This is a genomic window from Nitrospirota bacterium, from assembly GCA_004296885.1.
GTDB lineage: Bacteria > Nitrospirota > Nitrospiria > Nitrospirales > Nitrospiraceae > SYGV01.
The window spans coordinates 308,983-325,419 of sequence record SCVN01000023.1; the positions used below are offsets into that span (position 1 = coordinate 308,983).

At 62.5% G+C, this 16,437-nt stretch carries 16 protein-coding genes; 12 read left to right on the plus strand and 4 right to left on the minus strand.

Annotated elements, in window-relative coordinates; translation table 11 throughout:
• Positions 1–143 precede the first annotated feature (143 nt).
• The 5 genes from EPO61_14600 (at position 144) to EPO61_14620 (ending at position 5,027) form a co-directional block, all read left to right on the plus strand.
• Positions 144–923, plus strand: coding sequence for an HD-GYP domain-containing protein (locus EPO61_14600; GenBank protein TAJ07193.1), 780 nt, complete (start codon positions 144–146; stop codon positions 921–923).
• Entirely contained in the window at positions 889–2,151 is a 1,263-nt protein-coding gene (locus EPO61_14605; protein ID TAJ07194.1) for a hypothetical protein, read from the plus strand. Before EPO61_14600 ends, EPO61_14605 begins: the two co-directional genes overlap by 35 nt.
• On the plus strand, positions 2,148–2,966 hold the full coding sequence (locus EPO61_14610; protein ID TAJ07195.1) for a hypothetical protein: 819 nt from the start codon (positions 2,148–2,150) through the stop codon (positions 2,964–2,966). Before EPO61_14605 ends, EPO61_14610 begins: the two co-directional genes overlap by 4 nt.
• Positions 2,963–4,144 (plus strand): MFS transporter, encoded by a 1,182-nt coding sequence (locus tag EPO61_14615; protein TAJ07196.1) that lies wholly within the window; start codon positions 2,963–2,965, stop codon positions 4,142–4,144. The genes EPO61_14610 and EPO61_14615 overlap by 4 nt, the downstream gene beginning before the upstream one ends.
• A 226-nt stretch (positions 4,145–4,370) precedes the next feature.
• Entirely contained in the window at positions 4,371–5,027 is a 657-nt protein-coding gene (locus tag EPO61_14620) for a riboflavin synthase (GenBank protein TAJ07197.1), read from the plus strand.
• A gap of 76 nt (positions 5,028–5,103) precedes the next feature.
• Here EPO61_14620 and EPO61_14625 read toward each other — a convergent pair whose 3' ends face one another.
• Complete coding sequence (locus tag EPO61_14625) at positions 5,104–5,598, minus strand: hypothetical protein (GenBank protein ID TAJ07198.1); 495 nt, start codon at positions 5,596–5,598, stop codon at positions 5,104–5,106.
• A 73-nt stretch (positions 5,599–5,671) separates the two neighbouring features.
• Complete coding sequence (acs, locus tag EPO61_14630) at positions 5,672–7,570, minus strand: acetate--CoA ligase (protein ID TAJ07199.1); 1,899 nt, start codon at positions 7,568–7,570, stop codon at positions 5,672–5,674.
• Between the two features lie 154 nt (positions 7,571–7,724).
• On the opposite strand from acs, the gene EPO61_14635 reads away from it, so the two are divergent.
• The 7 genes from EPO61_14635 (at position 7,725) to EPO61_14665 (ending at position 14,476) form a co-directional block, all read left to right on the plus strand.
• Positions 7,725–9,110: a tetratricopeptide repeat protein gene (locus EPO61_14635; GenBank protein TAJ07200.1), complete on the plus strand. Its 1,386-nt coding sequence runs from the start codon at positions 7,725–7,727 to the stop codon at positions 9,108–9,110.
• A gap of 521 nt (positions 9,111–9,631) precedes the next feature.
• Positions 9,632–10,198: a hypothetical protein gene (locus EPO61_14640; GenBank protein ID TAJ07201.1), complete on the plus strand. Its 567-nt coding sequence runs from the start codon at positions 9,632–9,634 to the stop codon at positions 10,196–10,198.
• Between the two features lie 85 nt (positions 10,199–10,283).
• A complete protein-coding gene (locus EPO61_14645) occupies positions 10,284–10,868 on the plus strand; it encodes a penicillin-binding protein activator LpoB (GenBank protein TAJ07443.1) in 585 nt (194 codons plus the stop codon).
• 24 nt (positions 10,869–10,892) lie between these two features.
• Positions 10,893–12,386: a hypothetical protein gene (locus EPO61_14650; GenBank protein TAJ07202.1), complete on the plus strand. Its 1,494-nt coding sequence runs from the start codon at positions 10,893–10,895 to the stop codon at positions 12,384–12,386.
• 149 nt (positions 12,387–12,535) lie between these two features.
• Positions 12,536–13,693 (plus strand): hypothetical protein, encoded by a 1,158-nt coding sequence (locus EPO61_14655; GenBank protein TAJ07203.1) that lies wholly within the window; start codon positions 12,536–12,538, stop codon positions 13,691–13,693.
• A gap of 42 nt (positions 13,694–13,735) precedes the next feature.
• Positions 13,736–14,029 (plus strand): hypothetical protein, encoded by a 294-nt coding sequence (locus tag EPO61_14660; GenBank protein TAJ07204.1) that lies wholly within the window; start codon positions 13,736–13,738, stop codon positions 14,027–14,029.
• Positions 14,030–14,032: 3 nt separating this feature from the next.
• Positions 14,033–14,476 (plus strand): hypothetical protein, encoded by a 444-nt coding sequence (locus EPO61_14665; protein ID TAJ07205.1) that lies wholly within the window; start codon positions 14,033–14,035, stop codon positions 14,474–14,476.
• A gap of 176 nt (positions 14,477–14,652) precedes the next feature.
• On the opposite strand, the gene EPO61_14670 is transcribed toward EPO61_14665, so the two are convergent.
• Positions 14,653–15,195, minus strand: a complete 543-nt coding sequence (locus tag EPO61_14670) for a hypothetical protein (protein ID TAJ07206.1) — start codon at positions 15,193–15,195, stop codon at positions 14,653–14,655.
• 83 nt (positions 15,196–15,278) lie between these two features.
• The gene (locus tag EPO61_14675) at positions 15,279–16,364 is read right to left on the minus strand and encodes a HEAT repeat domain-containing protein (GenBank protein TAJ07207.1); all 1,086 of its coding nucleotides are present in this window, start codon (positions 16,362–16,364) and stop codon (positions 15,279–15,281) included.
• Between the last annotated feature and the right edge of the window lie 73 nt (positions 16,365–16,437).

The following is a 16,437-nucleotide window of genomic DNA, read 5'->3' on the forward strand; positions in this document are numbered from 1 at the left end:
GGTCAGGCACATCCGACGTACCAGTTTGGATTCCTCAGCACAAAACCGTACAGACCCGTCCCCCGCGCCAGTCACGAACAGGCTGAAATTTCAACGTCCTCGCAAGAGTCCCCGCTGGTACCGCTTTTGCTTTGTGTCCCGGCATGGGACCGCACCGACTCCTAGCACCGCTGGATCCGTTCTTCACAGAGCCGGCCGTCGCGACTGCGATAGACTCGCTGGGCGCATCGCTCCGCGCACGCGATATCAACACCTATGCCCATTCTTCCCGTTTGATTCCCTATGCCAGCAAGATCGGGGAAGTCCTGAGCCTCTCCCCGGACCGGCTCCACATCCTGCAATGCGGCGCCTTGTTGCACGATATCGGCAAGCTCGTGGTGCACGAACAGATTCTCAGCAAGCCGGCGCCTCTCTCTGATCCCGAGTGGTCGGTCATGCGACAACACCCGGCCTCCGGCTACCGAATCGCGGCCGCCGCGTCCGTGCCGGACGCCATCGCCCGCATCTCCCTCACACACCATGAATGGTACGACGGGTCCGGGTATCCGCTGGGGCTGAAAGGAAAGAGGATTTCGCTGGAGGCCAGAATCTGCGCGCTCGTGGACGTACTGGACGCCCTCACCTCAACCCGCTCCTACAGACAGCCGATCAGCTTCACAGAGGCCGCGCTCGCCATACAAGCCGAGCGTGGAACTCACTTCGACCCGCTGGTCGTGGATGCCTTCCTCTCCGTACCGGTCGAGGTCTGGGTTGGGCTGCGCCCGGCCGATGCATTGCCCTCACCGACGGCGCGGGACACGATATTTGACCGTTTTGACAAGCCGAATACAAAGGTGATACGGTCTGCCGGTGCGCATCCGCCTCACTTCTCCGACCCTGTTCCACATCATGTGCCTTCTTCTGCTGTTCACTGCTCCTTCTGATCACAGCTCCGCCGCCGCAGACGCAACCGGCCAATCCTTGCCGGACCTGGTCCAGGCTTACCTGGACGCCGACGCCCCCGACAAGGCCGCAGTCCTGCTGGCTGATATCCTGAAGGACCCCCAGGCCACTATCGCCACGGTGACCGGTCTGCTGAAGCAAGGGAAGGCCTATGGAGTGGCGCCGGTCGGGCTCCAGCCTGGGTTGCCGGTCACGGTGCACGCACGGACCTATCGCTATGGGCTCTACGTGCCGCCGACCTATGACCCGACGAAGGAATATGCGTTGGTGTTGTGTCTCCACGGGGCCGGCTTCACCGGCGATGCCTATTTGGAACGATGGCAGACCCGCCTCGGGGAGAACTATATCCTGGCTTGCCCCACCTACATGCAGGGCACCTGGTGGACCAGACACGGAGAAGAGCTCGTCCTGGCCACGCTCCGGACCGTGCAAGCGCGCTATCATATCGATCCGGACCGGGTCTTCCTGACCGGCATGTCGAACGGCGGCATCGGGACCTATCTTGTCGGCACCCACAATGCGCCCCTCTTCGCCGGGCTCGCGCCGATGGCCAGCGGCCTGGATACCGTGCTCATGCCGTTTTTGGAGAATCTAAAGAACACGCCGGTCTATATGATCCATGGCCGTCAGGACGACGTCATGCCGGTCGAACTCAGCCGGGCGATCGCGCAAGAGTTGACCCGCCTCGGCTATGTCTTCCAGTATCAGGAACATGACCGGGTGCATCCCATGGCCGGCGGACACTTTTTCCCGCGCGAAGAGTTGCCCGCCTTGGTCCGCTGGTTCGACGGCCAGCGCCGTACCGCCTTGCCCAAGCGCCTGATCGTCGCCCGCGACGCCACGCACCTGACGCCCTTCGGATGGGCCAGGATCGACGCCACGGACCGGATTGCGGCCTTCACGGACCTCTTGACCGACAGCCGGGACGAAGCTATCGTGAGCCGCCGCTACGCGCGACTGGATGCAGAGATCGTCGGCCCCAATCGCATTGAAGTACGAACCGAACGGGTGAAGCGGTACAGTCTCTACCTGAACGAGACTTTGGTGGACTTCTCCCAACCGGTGACGATTACGACGAACGGACGGATCGGTTTTCAAGGGCTGGTCGTCCCCGGCATGGAGACCTTGCTGCGGGACGCGCGGCAGCGCCAGGACAGACGAATGTTGTTCCCGGTCCTGCTCCACCTCGCCATGGAGGATGTGCCGTGACCGTGCCGCACACCCACGATGTCCGAACCGGTTCGAGCCGGGCTCGGCGGATGCTGGCCGGCCTGATGCTCGGATTGATCCTGTCCGTTTCAACGGCTTCGGCGGACAACTGCCCCGTCGCCGCGGAACAAGGCCACATGACGTTTCCCGTCGACCGCCTGGATTCCGCCTCCCGCTGCCTGGTCTCCTCCGTGGCGGACAGCCCGACCACCGCCGGCCTGGTCGGCCCGATCCGAATCCCGATCCCGCAATACCTGTATGAATATCTCCTGGACCATCCGACGATCATTGCGGCGCTGCTGCAGAAAATGGGCATGGGCAATTATCAGTTCATGCACAGGGGACCGAATCAATTCTGGGGCAACGATGGAGACGGCACGCAAGGCCTGTTCTCGTTGCTTCAGCGCGAAGGAACCACCCGCATCTATCATATCGATGGGTACCATGAAGGGCATGTCTTTCCCATGGTTCGCGCCAAGGCGGTCGTGTTTCTCAAGATGGCCCAGACCGCATCGCCCGATGGACATCCGGCCGTGGACACCTCGCTGATCGCCTATACGAAACTCAACGATCCGGTTCTCTCCGGCCTCGTCTGGGTCCTGCGCCCCCTGGTCGGGGACGCGGTCACGCGCAAGCTGACGCGGGGATTTGACGTCACTAACCAATTGGGTGCCGCCATCGCCCAAAACCCGGACCGCATCATCCAGGAACTGCCGACGCTCCCGGCCATTGCACCGCAGGAACAGCGGGCCTTGACCGCCTTGCTGCAGACTCTCCCCCCGACCGGCATGACCTTGCCCCGTCTGACCCCATGACGCCGGCGCGCTCATTCCTCCTGCTGTGCTGGGTGGGCACCTGTTGCTTCCTCAGCTACAACCTCGTGCGCATGCCGGTGCTGGCCCTGTTCGCCCAATCGCTGGGAGCCGGCCCGGAACGGATCGGCCTCGTCGTCTCGGCCTCCACCCTCACCGGCGTGCTCCTCAAACTGCCCGCCGGCGCCCTGTCCGACATGTACGGCCGGCGGCTGCTGATGCGGATCGGGGTCTTGGCCTTCGCGCTTCCGCCGTTCGCCTATCTGTTCGTCAGCGATTTAGGAGCCCTCACCGGATTGCGCTTTGCGCATGGCCTGGCCACCGCCATCTTCGCGCCCGCCGCGCTGGCCACCGTGGCGGACCTCTATCGTGAGAAACGGGGCGCCGCCATGGGCTGGTATACGGCCTCCACGCAAGCCGGCGCCCTGTTCGGTCCCGTGCTGGGCGGATGGCTGGTCTATGCCGCCGGCTTCCCGACGACCTTCCTGACCGCCGGGCTGTTCGGTTGTCTCGGCTTCCTGATTTTCTCCTGCTTGCGGTTGGCCCCGCCGACACCTCGTCCGGGAGCGCAAGGACTCCAGCCGGTGCTGGCCGAGATGTGGGAGGGCTTCCAGACCGTCTGGTCCAACAAGCCGGTGCTCATCACCAGCGTTACCGACGGCGCCAAGATGATTGCGAACGGGGCCCTCATGGCCTTCCTCCCGATCTACGGCCTCTCGGTCGGGCTGAATCCCGGCGAAGTCGGCCTCCTGTTCGGCGTCCAAGGGGTCACCTCATTCCTGTCCAAGCCGGTGATGGGCCGAACGTCCGATATGGTCGGACGCCGGCCGCTCATCCTGATCGGGCTGCTGATTTGCGCCGGCACCTTTATATTGATCCCGCACAGCGCTTCGCTGCCGGTCCTCCTGGTCCTCGCCGCTGGGTTCGGCTTCGGGGAGGCGGTCGTCTCCTCCTCGACGATCGCCTTGGTGGCCGACCTCTCCCCCATCAAGACGATGGGAGCCGGGATCGGCATGCAGGGCACGATCAACGATATCGGCCATGCGGCGGGACCGCTACTGGCCGGTTTTCTGATCGCCGGCTTCAGCTACCCGTCAGCCTTCGCCGTGATCGCCGGCCTGCAGCTCGTCGCCGCCGGCTTATTCTGGGTGGTCGTCAAACAGACCAAGTCACACGGGTAGAGGGCCACAAGACCGGCAGCCGATGGTATAATGGCTCCTCCTCAGTGGGCGTTGGTTGCCGCAAGAGGGATCGAAAGGGACTGCATCGTGCAAGCAGAGATGGGCACTGCGGACATTGTCGTCGGGATGTTGGCCGGCCTCGGCATCCTCGTGTTGCTCGTCGTCTTCGCCTACGTGGTCAAAACCGTCTTGCTCAAAAAAGAAGAATAGGGGAGCACGAGTCAACATGTTTACCGGCATCGTCGAAGAAATGGGTGTCGTGAAGATGTTCGAGCCGACGCTGGCCGGGACCAGACTGAGCATTCTCGCTGAAACCATCATGGACGACTTGCCGATAGGGGCGAGCGTGAGCGTGAACGGCGCCTGCTTGACCGTGGTCGCGAAAGGGGACCGCGAGTTCACCGTGGACGTCTCGCCGGAAACCCTGGCGGTCACATCCCTGGGTAAACTGGCGGTCGGGGTCCCGGTGAATCTCGAGCGGGCGATGAAGCTGAACGAACGGATCGGCGGCCATCTGGTGGCGGGTCATGTGGACGGGGTCGGCTGGATCAGGGAGAAACGTCAGGACGGCAACGCCCTCGTCGTGACGATCGAGGCCCCGCCGGAGATCCTGCGTTACTGCGTGCCGAAGGGCTCGGTCACCATCGACGGCATCAGCATGACGCTCAACTCCGTCGCCGTCCACACCTTCAGCATTGCCGTCATCCCGCACACGGCGAAAGTCACGACGCTGGGCCTCAAAAAAGTCGGAGATCCGGTCAATCTCGAATCCGACCTGATCGGCAAATTCGTCGAGCGGCTGCTGCAAGAGCGGGGACTCGCGCCCCAGAAACCGGCCCCGACCATCGACCGGGACTATCTCCAGAAACGCGGGCTGATTTAAACATCGCCGGCACTCAGCCGTCAGCGTTCGGTTCTTTTCAGCACGAGGCTGACGGCTGAGTGCGGAACGCTGCCGGCTACTTCACGACGAACGCTTTCGTATCCTCCCCCGAAGCCGTTGTCACCGTCAGCAGCCGAATGCCCTTGTGTCCCTCCGGCACGGTCGCCGTCACCCTGGTGTCGCTCACATAGGAGAACTTGGCTTCGCCACCCGGGCCAAACGACACGGCCGTCAGGCAGCCGGCCGCCCCGAAGCTCTCGCCTGTGATGGTGACGGTGTCTCCGGCCTTGCCCTCGTCCGGCGTGACCTTCTCGATCTTGGGCGTATTGCCGAAGCAGGCTTGCGCCTTGGCGGCGATCCCGGCCCCGGAGGCCTTGGTGCTGGGGACATGGGCGGTGCCGCTCCGGTCGGCTGTTGGCGTGGCGGCTTTCTTGACGATTTTTTCTTTGTTCTTCTCGGCCTTCTTTTCCTCCGCCCCATAGACATCAAAGGGCATAGCACTGGCAAAGAGCAACGTCACGATCCCGGCCGCGGCGACCGCCCTGTACAAACTTTTCACATGGGCTGGCATATCCGGCCTCCTTATAGTATTGATCCGCACGGTTTGAGCACCGACTCGATTGAGTCCTCTCCGACTACTGCGCCTACTCTTCGATCGTCGAGATGTCGCCCGGGTCCTGGCCAAGCTCCTTGGCCTTGAGCACGCGGCGCATGATCTTCCCGGATCTGGTCTTGGGCAACGAGGAGACGATATCGATTTCCTGCGGCACGGCGATCTTGCCCAGTTCCTTCAGCACATGATCTTTCAAGCCCTGGACCAACTCCGGGCTCTCCCGCTCGCCCTGCTTGAGGATGACAAACGCCTTGATGGACTCGCCGACGGTCTTATGCGGCTTCCCGATGACCGCCGCCTCCGCGACGGACGGGTGGCTCACGATCGCGCTCTCCACCTCGGCCGTACCGATGCGGTTGCCCGCCACTTTGATCACGTCGTCGGCCCGCCCCATGAACCAGAAGTACCCGTCTTCGTCCTTGCGGCAAACATCGCCGGCCGTATAGCAGTTGGGAATCGTATTCCAATAGACCAGGTACCGGTCCGGATCTTTGTAGATGGTCCGCATCATGGCCGGCCAGGGTTTCTTGATCACCGCAAAGCCGCCGCTGTTGGCGGGGAGGCTGTGGCCCTCACGATCCACGACGTCCGCCTCGATGCCCAGAAACGGCCTCGTGGCGGAACCGGGCTTCAGCGGCACCGAGGGGAGGGGCGTGACCAGGATCATGCCCGTCTCCGTCTGCCACCAGGTGTCCATGATCGGCTTGGTCCCGCCCGTTACCCGGTGATACCACTCCCAGGCCTCGGGATTGATCGGTTCCCCGACGCTCCCCAGCACGCGCAACGAAGAGAGGTCGTACTTCTTGGGCCACTCTTCGCCATACTTCATCAACAACCGGACGGCGGTCGGCGTCGTATAGAAGATCGACACCCCATAGCGTTCGATCAGATGCCACCAGCGTCCCGGATTGGGATAATCCGGCTTGCCTTCCGCGGTCAGGATCGTGGCGCCGTTCAGCAGCGGGCCGTAGACGATGTAGCTGTGCCCCGTGACCCAGCCGGGATCGGCCACGCAAAAATAGACATCCTCTTCCTTCAGATCGAACACGTACTTGGTCGTGATGTAGGTGCCGACCATGTACCCGCCGTGCACGTGCACCACGCCCTTCGGCTTGCCGGTCGTCCCGGAGGTGTACAGAATATACAAGGGCGCTTCGGCATCCAGCGGCACCGCCTCACAGACCGGCTTCTCGCCGGCCAGCCAGTCGTCCCAATCCACCTCCTTGGGGGCGGCCAACGACACAACGGGCTTCTCCCGGCGCACCACCACCACGGTCTCAACCGACCCGCAATTGGCCACGGCCTGATCCACCACCGGCTTGAGCCTGATCACCTTGCCCCGGTCGTAGCCGACGTCGGCGGTAATGACCACGCGAGACTCGGCGTCTTTGATCCGGCTCTCCAGGGCCGGCGCGCTGAATCCGGAGTACACCACGCTGTGGATGACCCCGATCCTGGCGCAGGCCAGCATCGCCACGATCTGCTCGGGGATCTTGGGCAGGTAGATGGTGACCCGGTCGCCCTGCTGCAAGCCCAAGGCCTTCAGGGCGTTGGCGCAACGGTTTACCTGGCGCGCGAGTTCGCCGTAGGTGAAGATCCGCTCTTCCCCTTGCTCGCCGACCCAGATGACCGCGACCTTGTTCTTGCGCCAGCTGTTGACGTGCCGGTCCAGGCAATTGTAGGAAATGTTGCACGTCGCCCCCACGAACCATTTGGCCCAGGGGTAGTTCCAGTCCAGGACCTTGCGCCAAGGGGCAAACCAGTCCAACTCCTTCGCGATGCGGTCCCAGAACTGCTCCGGATCGGCGATGGATCGACGGTAGTCGGCCTCGTAGTCTTTGATATAGGCCGCCGCCTTGGTGGCCGGGGTCGGGTGGACGACGCGGTCCGCCCGCATCAGACTTTCCAGATGCTGCTCACCATTGCCCATAGACTCGCTCCCTGTCTCTCAAGTCGGCTCGCAGGCTTTTCTATTCAACGCAACCGTCAAACCGCGCAGACCTGCATTATGGGCAAGCGGCGGGCGCGGCGCAAGCCCGCACATCCTTGACAGCCAAAAGAGCCGAAGAGTAGCATCGGCCACCATGGTTCGCTCGCGTCAACAGGGCCTGCACCTCTGCCGCACCGGCCTCCTCGCCTGGGCCTTCGTCTTGTCGCTCATTCCGACCGCAAGCGCTCAACTGGGCCGCCCCGAAGGGCTCTACTACAAATCCTGGGCCGTCGTGATCGGCATCAACGATTACCTGGTCGCGCCCAAGCTGGACGGAGCCGTCGAGGACGGGAAGGCGGTGGCCGAGGCGTTCCGCAAGCTCGGGTTTCAAGAGGTGCTCGAAGTCTATAACAAGGACGCCAGTTCCAAGCGCATGCACCTCATCCTGAACGAGTACCTGCCCCGCAAAGTCGGGCGCCACGACCGGGTCGTGATCTTCTTTGCCGGCCACGCCGGCGCCAGCCAGGACATGCACAACAAGGACATCGGCTACCTGGTTCCCTGGGATGCCCAGGTCTCCAACGTGTCCAAGGCCGTGACCATGGACCATTTGAAGGAATTCTCCCGCCGCGTCATGGCCAAACACGTGTTGTTCGTGTTGGACAGCGCCGTGTCCGGCTGGGACATCACGCCGCCCCAGCCACTGTCGCTGGAAGGCCGCCTCTCGCCGGAAGAAGACACGGACAAACGGGCCGTGCAAGTCCTGAGCGCCGCCCGCCAGGGCGGGACGCTGTCCAGGAAGAACGGGCAGGGGACGTTCGTCACGGCCTTCCTCGCCGGGGTGCAGGGCGCCGCGGACGAGAACAAGAACGGCTGGATCATGGCCAGCGAAATCGGGGCCTACGTCATCACGCAGGTGAACCGGCTCAGCGGCGGCTCCCAACAGCCTCAATTCGCCCGCCTCGACGGAGAGGGAGACACGGTCCTGGTCGAAGGGAAAATGAGCGCCTACCGGGCCGGGCCCGAGCCCAGGACGGAAGCGGAACGGACCGCGGCAGCCAAAGAAGAATACGACAAGGCCTTCAGCCTCCTCCAGCAGCAGAAAGAAAAATCGCTGGAGGAAGCGCTTGAGCGGCTGGAGAAAGCCATCCGGTACAGTCCCGCGTTCGGCGACGCCTACGTCCTGAAGAGTTACCTGTACCTGGATCGCCTGAACAAGTTGGACGAAGCCTTGTCGGCCGGGGAACTGGCGGTCAAGCATGCGCCGACCAACCCGGACGCCCACTACACGCTCGGGCTCGTGCTACAGAAAAAAGGCCGGTACAAGGACGCGGAAAAGGCGTTTCTCCAAGCCCTTGCCGTCAACCCCGGCTACTCGGACGTCCATCTGTCGCTCGGCGATCTCTATGCCGACGACTTAAAGGACCGACCGAAAGCCGTGGCCTCCTACCAGCGGTACCTGGAAACCGGAGGGAACGAAAACCGCGTGCGGGACTACCTCGGCAAGGCCAACGCAACGGACCAGCCCACAAAACAGTGAGGAACGTTTTGAATTGTGAGTGTTGAGTTTTTAGTTGAGGGTCGAATCCGACTCAACTAAAAATTTACAATTCACAACTCACAATTCTCGCTCAATCCTGCGCTCCGCCCTTCATATATCCGAGGCCGATCTTGAGCGCCCGCCTGGTGATTTCCGCCCAGCGTACTTCCGGATATTCGGCCAGCACCGCCGCCGCCTTGGAATCCATCACGTCCAGATCCTTGACCTTAATGATCCCATCTTCAATTTTGACATCAGCCACAGAATATCCTCCGCAGAGTTTGAGGTGAAGCCAGGGTCGATCGAGTGTAGTCGCCTGGCCCTCCAAAGACAAGGCGCCATACGCAGTAAGGCCATCCGACCAGGGCCATTTTCACCCGGCCCTTTCGTTGACAGGGTGGGGGGTGCATGCTAGCATCGAATCATCAAGTTTTTCGACGAGGCAGCCGATCACGATCTACCGGCCCATGATCTCCAGTTGACTCCAATCAACCAATGACAGGTCAGGAAGGAGGCGCTCCATGAGGTTGAACACGAATGTGCCGACACAGTGGCTCCGCAGCGGTCTGGCGCTGGCCTTGCTGCTCACGCTCTCGGCTTGCGGCGGCCCGCCCGCCTGGGTGAAGAAGGGCTCCGCGGCCTACAACGAGAAGGATTCCAAGCAGATCTATGGGGTCGGCTCGGTCGTAGGCGTCCGCAACGAGCCCCTGGCCTGGGACGCGGCCGAAAACATGGCCCGCGCGGAGATCACCAAGCGGTTCCAGACCTACACCGCCTATCTGATGAGAAACTACGCCGCCTCCACCACCGCGGCGGATTTCAGCAAGTCCACGGAAGAACAGAACGTCGAGCGGGCCGTGAAGACCTTCTCCTCCGGCACTCTGTCCGGCGTCATGCCGGTGGACCGGTACAAGGACGAGGACAGCCTGACCTACTATGTGCTCGTCAAGATGGACTTGAAGTCCATGCAGGAGGCGCTGGCCCAGAGCAAGGAACTCTCCCCCCAAGTCCGCGACTATGTCCGCCAGAACGGGGAGAAGCTCTTCGAGAAGCTGGAAAAAGAAGAAACCAAGCGGGACAGCAAGTAAGAACCGCCGAATGAGGAATGATGAAGACATGTCTTCGCATCGATTCACCATTCACCATTCACCATTGAACATTTCTGCGGTGGCGATGTTCGTATTGGCCGTCGCCACCGCAACGACCGGCTGCGGCGAATCCACGAGGGTCACCCGCGTGGATTCGGGCGTCGTCACCGACTTCAGCGGTCGCTGGAACGACACCGACTCGCGCCTCGTGGCCGAGTCCATGGTCAAGGAAGCCCTGGACAACCCCTGGCTCGCCAAGTACAGGAGCGCGAAGGGGCGGCAGCCCGTGGTCGTCGTCGGCACCATCCTCAACCGGAGCAGCGAACACATCAACGTCCAGACCTTCGTCTCCGACCTGGCGCGCGAGCTGACGAATTCGCAAAAAGTCACGTTCGTGGCCGGCAAGGCAGAACGGGAGGAACTCCGCGAAGAACGCCGCGCGCAAGCCGAGCAGGCCCGCGAGGACACGCAAAAATCGCCGGGCAAGGAGATCGGCGCCGACTTCATGCTGAAAGGCAATATCTCCACGATCGTGGACGAATCCGAGGGCGTGCGCGCCATCTTCTATCAGGTGGATTTGGAGATGATCGATCTGGAAAACAACGTGAAGTCCTGGTTCGGACAGAAGAAGATCAAAAAAGTCGTCGAACGGAAACGCACGGTTTTTTAGGCCCGCCTGTTCGTGAGTCCGGCCATGTCATCCTCGGCCTCTCCGGCTCGGACAGTGTCCGGCCCGCCCTCGCGGTTTCGGCTCTCCGCCATAGCCGGCCTCCTCGGGCTCCTGCTCGTGACCGGCTGCACCTCCCCCAGCACCCGCTATGCGCGGGTCGATCACAGTCTCCTGGCCGGCAATCCCCAGCAAGCCGACCAGATCATCGAACAGGCCGAGGAGGAGTACGGCACCGTCAGCCGGGTGTTGTACCGGATGGATCGGGGCATGACCCTCCATCTGGCCGGACGTTATCAGGACAGCACCGCGTTGCTGGAACAAGCGGAATCCGAAGTCGAGGAACTCTACACCAGACGGGTGCGCACCGAAGCCAAAGCCTTTCTGGTCAACGATACGCTGCTGCCCTACGAAGGCGAGCCTTACGAGCAAGTCATGCTCAACGTCCTCAAGGCGCTGAATTATGCCGCCACCGGTCAGTGGAACGATGCCCTGGTCGAGGCACGACGGATCGACCAGCGGCTCAACCTGTTGGCCGATCAAGCCGGCGACAAAGACGCGTACCGCGACGACGCCTTCGCCCGCTACCTGACCGGCATCCTCTACGAATCCACCGGCGACCAGAACAACGCCTTTATCGCCTACCGCAAAGCCTACGACCGGTATCAAGCGGCCCAGCCCTGGGCGCGCGTTCCGCCGCCGCCTACGCTGCGCGCGGACTTGTTGCGCACCAGCGAAGCCCTCGGCCTGACGCAGGAGCATGAAGAGTACAAGCAAGCCTTCCAGGGCCTGTCCTGGGAGCCGGCCCAGAAGCTCCGGGAATTCGCCCAGATCGTGGTGATCAGCTATAATGGCCGGGCGCCGCACAAAGAGGACCAGTTCATCGACCTCCCGGTCAGCCTCGACGCCTTGCGCCTGGTGCTGATGACCAAGGGAGCCCTGGGGCGCAGCAATCAGGATACGCGGGGAGCGGAAACATTGCTCTATGGGTTGAGCGGGCAAGTGGTGCGCGTGGCGCTGCCCAAACTGGTCCCGCACAAGACGGGGATCGCGCACGAAGAAGTGACGGCGACCGGGGCGGGAGGAGATTACTTCGCCAAGACCGAGTTGACGCAGGACATCAGCGCCCTGGCGGCCAAGAGCTTGAACGACCGGTACGCGCAGATTGTGCGCAAGGCCGTCGCCCGCGGCGCGATCAAATATGCCTTGGCCGAAGGAGTCGGGCGGGGAGCGCGCATGGCGGCGTCCAGCCAAGGCAATCAAAGCTTCGGCCCCCTGATCGGCCTGCTGGTGGGAGGACTGGCCCATGCCCTGGCGATCGGCACGGAAGAATCGGACAAACGAAGCTGGCGCACGATGCCGGATGAAATTCAGATCGCCCGGCTCTGGGTGCCGCCCGGCTCCTACCAGGTGCGGGTCCGACCGGTCAATCGCAACGGAACGCCGGGCCACGGCCTGGTTCAATCCGTTATCCTGCAAGCGGGAGAAACCCGGTTGTTGACCGAGCAGGCACTGCCATAAGGAGTGTCTCAATAATCACTGTACAATCCGTTCGTGGTGAGCCTGTCGCACCAGGAACGGAACCCTTCGCTGGAGTGCCTCCTTCGACGGGCTCAGGGCGAACGGGATATGACAAGGCCATTGAGAGACATAACCCTCGTAGAACGACGATGGATCACCACCGAGCGCACCGCATGAGACGCCGGATCGTCATCTCATGCTCGTTGTTCGCCCTGCTGACCCTGAGCGGATGCGCCTGGCTCGGCCAGAGCAAGCCCCCGTCCTGGATTCTCGGCCCCAGCAAGGAGTATCCGCCGGACCAATACCTCACCGGCGTCGGCCAGGCCGATGCGCAAGACGCAGCGAACGACCGGGCCTACGGGGCCGTAGCCAAGATATTCAAAGCCGAGGTCGATGCGCAGGCCAGAGATTGGGAGTCCTTCCTCCAATTCGAGAATCGCGGCACCACCAGCGTCGAACGACGCCTCACCCTGGACCACGTCACCCGAGTTTCCACCGACAAGATCTTGGAGAACGTACGGATCATGGCCGGCTGGTCCGACGAAAAGACGGGCCAGCATTATGCCCTCGCCGTCATGAGCCGGGCGCAGGCCGGGACCGCCATGCTGGGGCGCATCGGAGAGCTGGACGACCAAGTGGAGACCGAGTTGAAGGAGTTTCGCCAGACCCAAGACAAGCTAGCCAAGCTGCGGCACCTCCGGCGGGCCATCAAGAGCTTGGTCTTGCGGGAGGCCCACAATGCGGACCTCCGCATCATCCGCCAAAGCGGGCAGGGCACCGCCTCCAATTACAAGGTGGCCGAACTGACGGCGGAGCTCGAACAGTTTCTCTCCTCCAATCTGGCCGTCAGTGTGGAGGTGACCGGCGCCCAGGCCGAGCCGGTCCGCAGGGCCGTCATGGAAGGATTGATCCGCGAGGGGTTGCCCGTCACCGCCAAACCGACCGTCCAGACCGGCACGAACGGGCAGGTCGGCGGAGAGCCGGGCAGCCGGCCGCTGGAATTGCTGGCCAAGGGCACCGTCCGGCTCTGGAATGCCAACGTGCCCGACCCCCGGTTTCGCTACGTCCGCTGGTGCAGCGACTTTGTCGTCGTGGAGAGCGGCTCCCAGCGGGTGGTCGGAGCCGTGTCTCGATCAGGCAAGGAAGGGCATCTGACCGAGGGAGAGGCCAACGCCAAAGCCGTACGCGTGATGCAACAGGAATTGACGTCCGAACTGGCCAAGACACTGGCCGGGTATGTCTATGGAGAAGTGGACCCGCCGACGGCCATTCCTCCGGCGGCCTGCCCGCAAGAAGAGGGACGGTAGGGAATGGCCGTCCGGCACCGGATCACCCATGAGGGAGAGTCTATGTCTAAATCGGTGAAGCTCAGCGCCGGCAAAGCCAAGCCGGCAAAAACGCGCAAACCGGCGGCGCCCGACCGTCAAGCCGCCTCAAGCGACAGCCGGCAAGGCTCCAGCCGCCAGGGCAAGAAACGTGTGTTGGAACGGATCAAGCAGGACACCGGCCAGATTCAAGCCGGCAGTCTCATGGCTTCGTTGCGGAAGCAGGGCTATGAGGAGTTGCCGCTGGAAGAAATCCAGGATCGGCTGTCCAAGCTCCGCACGTCGCTCGCGGAATTCATCGTGTCCAGGAGGGGATGAACGATGCCCGTCTACTATTTCGATACGTCAGCGCTCGTCAAACGCTACAGCCGTGAACGGGGCACGAAGACCGTGAACGCCCTGCTGGCCAAGCGCGGCCGCCTCGCCATCCTCGGATCGGTGGCCATCCCGGAATTCTATGCGGCCCTGGCGTTGAAAGCCAGGCTCGGAGAGTTAACGAGGGACGACTGGTATTCGGTCCTGTTCAAATTCGAGGCGGAATCGGATCGCGGGCTCTTTCAGTTCGTCACCCCGTCCAGCCGGACATACCTGGCGACCAAGCAGTTCATCCTCGACTATCCGTTTCTCCGCAGCGCCCAGGCCATTCATCTGGTGTTGGCGCAGGAACTGCGCCCTTTGCGGCTCTCATTCGTGAGTTCGGACCGACAGGCGCTGGAGCTCTGCCGCCCCTTCGGCATCACACCGATCAATCCGGAGGACGACTGAAGAGAAGAGCTGATGGCTGATAGCGTATAGCCGGAGGAGTTGGAGAAAGCGCTTCTACTTCTGACTATCAGCTATATACCATCTGCAATATGCTCTTGCTTGCTTCTGGCCACCTGCCATCAGCCATAGGCTCTTGCTTTCTCTGGCCATAAGCCATCTGCCATAAGCTCCAATCTTCATTGGCACTGGAAATCGTCTTCCATTTCTTCGATCGTCTTCACCCAGCCTTGCGCTTGAGACAAGAGATTCTTGGATTCGGCTGCATGGCGTTGGTCGAGCGCGGAAGAACCGGGCCGCTCCAACTCCAACAGATCCATCGCCTGGTTGATGGATTGGCCGGCCAGCTGCATCGTGCTGCACACCCCCGATGACGCGGGAGGCTGCCCGCCGGCCCGCTGATAGAGTGCCAGCGCGCGATACCCATGCTCCTGCGACCGGAACAGGGCTTCGGCGCCGCGATAGAATCGGCCGAACGCCGAGTCCGCCTGGTTCCGTTTCGCCAATTGCCCGGCCATCAGCGCCGCCTTCCCGCTATGCAGAGCCGCGCCATCCGCATCGCCGTTTGCAATGGCTTCTTCGGCGCGATTCTGCAACCGCTGCATCTCGGCCTCGTCGCCGACGACCTGGGCAAAGAGGGTCGGGGCTTCACTTCCCAGAAAGAGCACGATCAGGATGTTCAAAAAGGCCATCTTCTCACCCGCCCGCCCCAGGCGCGCCAAGACGCGCCTTTCCCCGTGGCGAGGCCGCAGCGAGTCCTCCCTCAGCTCCTTGCGTCTCACGCTTCACGTTTCACGGAATCCGACTATTGGATGTATTCCCATGTATCGATCTGCTTGAGCGAATAGTTCACCGCGTCTTTCAGCTTTTTCTGCTTGGGGTCCGGGTCGGTGCTGTGCATCTTCTGGAGAGATTTGGAGAGGGCGAAGAGCGGCTCATACGAACGCTTGTCGGGCAACTTCCCGAGGGCCAGGACGACCTCGGTCTTCACGCCGAGGTCGTCGTTCTTCAAGGCCTCGAGGAGGGGCGTGATCACCGAGAAATCGCTGTGCAGGGAGCCCAGCACCCCCAACCCCTTGGCCGCCGCCGCCGGCAACTCCGGCTTGCCGGACTGCATGGCCCCAACGAGGGCCGGAATACTGTCCTTGTTCCCGATATTGCCCAGCGCCACGGCCGCGGCTTTCGCCACCTCGAGGTCGGAGCCCTTCAGCTCTTTGAGCAACTGCGGGACCGCCTTCGCTGAAAACAGATCGCCGAGCGCGACGACGATCTGCACCTTGCGCCCCGACGTGGCCGCCGGATCGTTCAGCATCTTGAGCAGCCGGTCTTCCTGCCCCCAGTCCGCCGTCACCAGGACCGGGAAGTCATACTGCGCCAGCCGCTCCGTCAGCTTCGCCAACGCATACTGGCCGGGATCGGCCGCCTTGGCCACGGCCGCCGCCTGGAGCGAATCCAAGAACTCCGTGCGGACCTCCTTCTGCCAGCCCAGTTTCTTGCCGCCCAGCAAATAGAGCAACTGGCAGGCCGGCCCCTTCCAGACACGGGACGGGGAGTCGGGCAAGTCGGCATCGCTGCCCATCGTGGTCGTGCCTTCCCACACTTTCCGCTGCTCGCACTTCACCTTGAAGACCACATCGGACGGCTGCGCCGGGTCCGTCACCACTTGATAGCCGGCTTCCTTGAGCCGTTTGACCACGACCTCCTGAAGCGGGCCCGGTTCCACCGGCCCCTGATCCGTGATCGCCACGACCTCGACCAGAATACGATCAACTTTGGCCAGCTGGGCTTTTTGCTCCGGCTCCAAGATGTCCCGGCGGGCCGACACGTCGGTGCCGAACAATGCGATCATGCCGATCAGGATCAAGACGGATAAAGAAAGGGCTGGCTTCATTGGACCCTCCCGCACAAGCAATAGAATGACTCCGCGTATGAGATGTAATCAGCTGCATGTCCGCAACTGTACC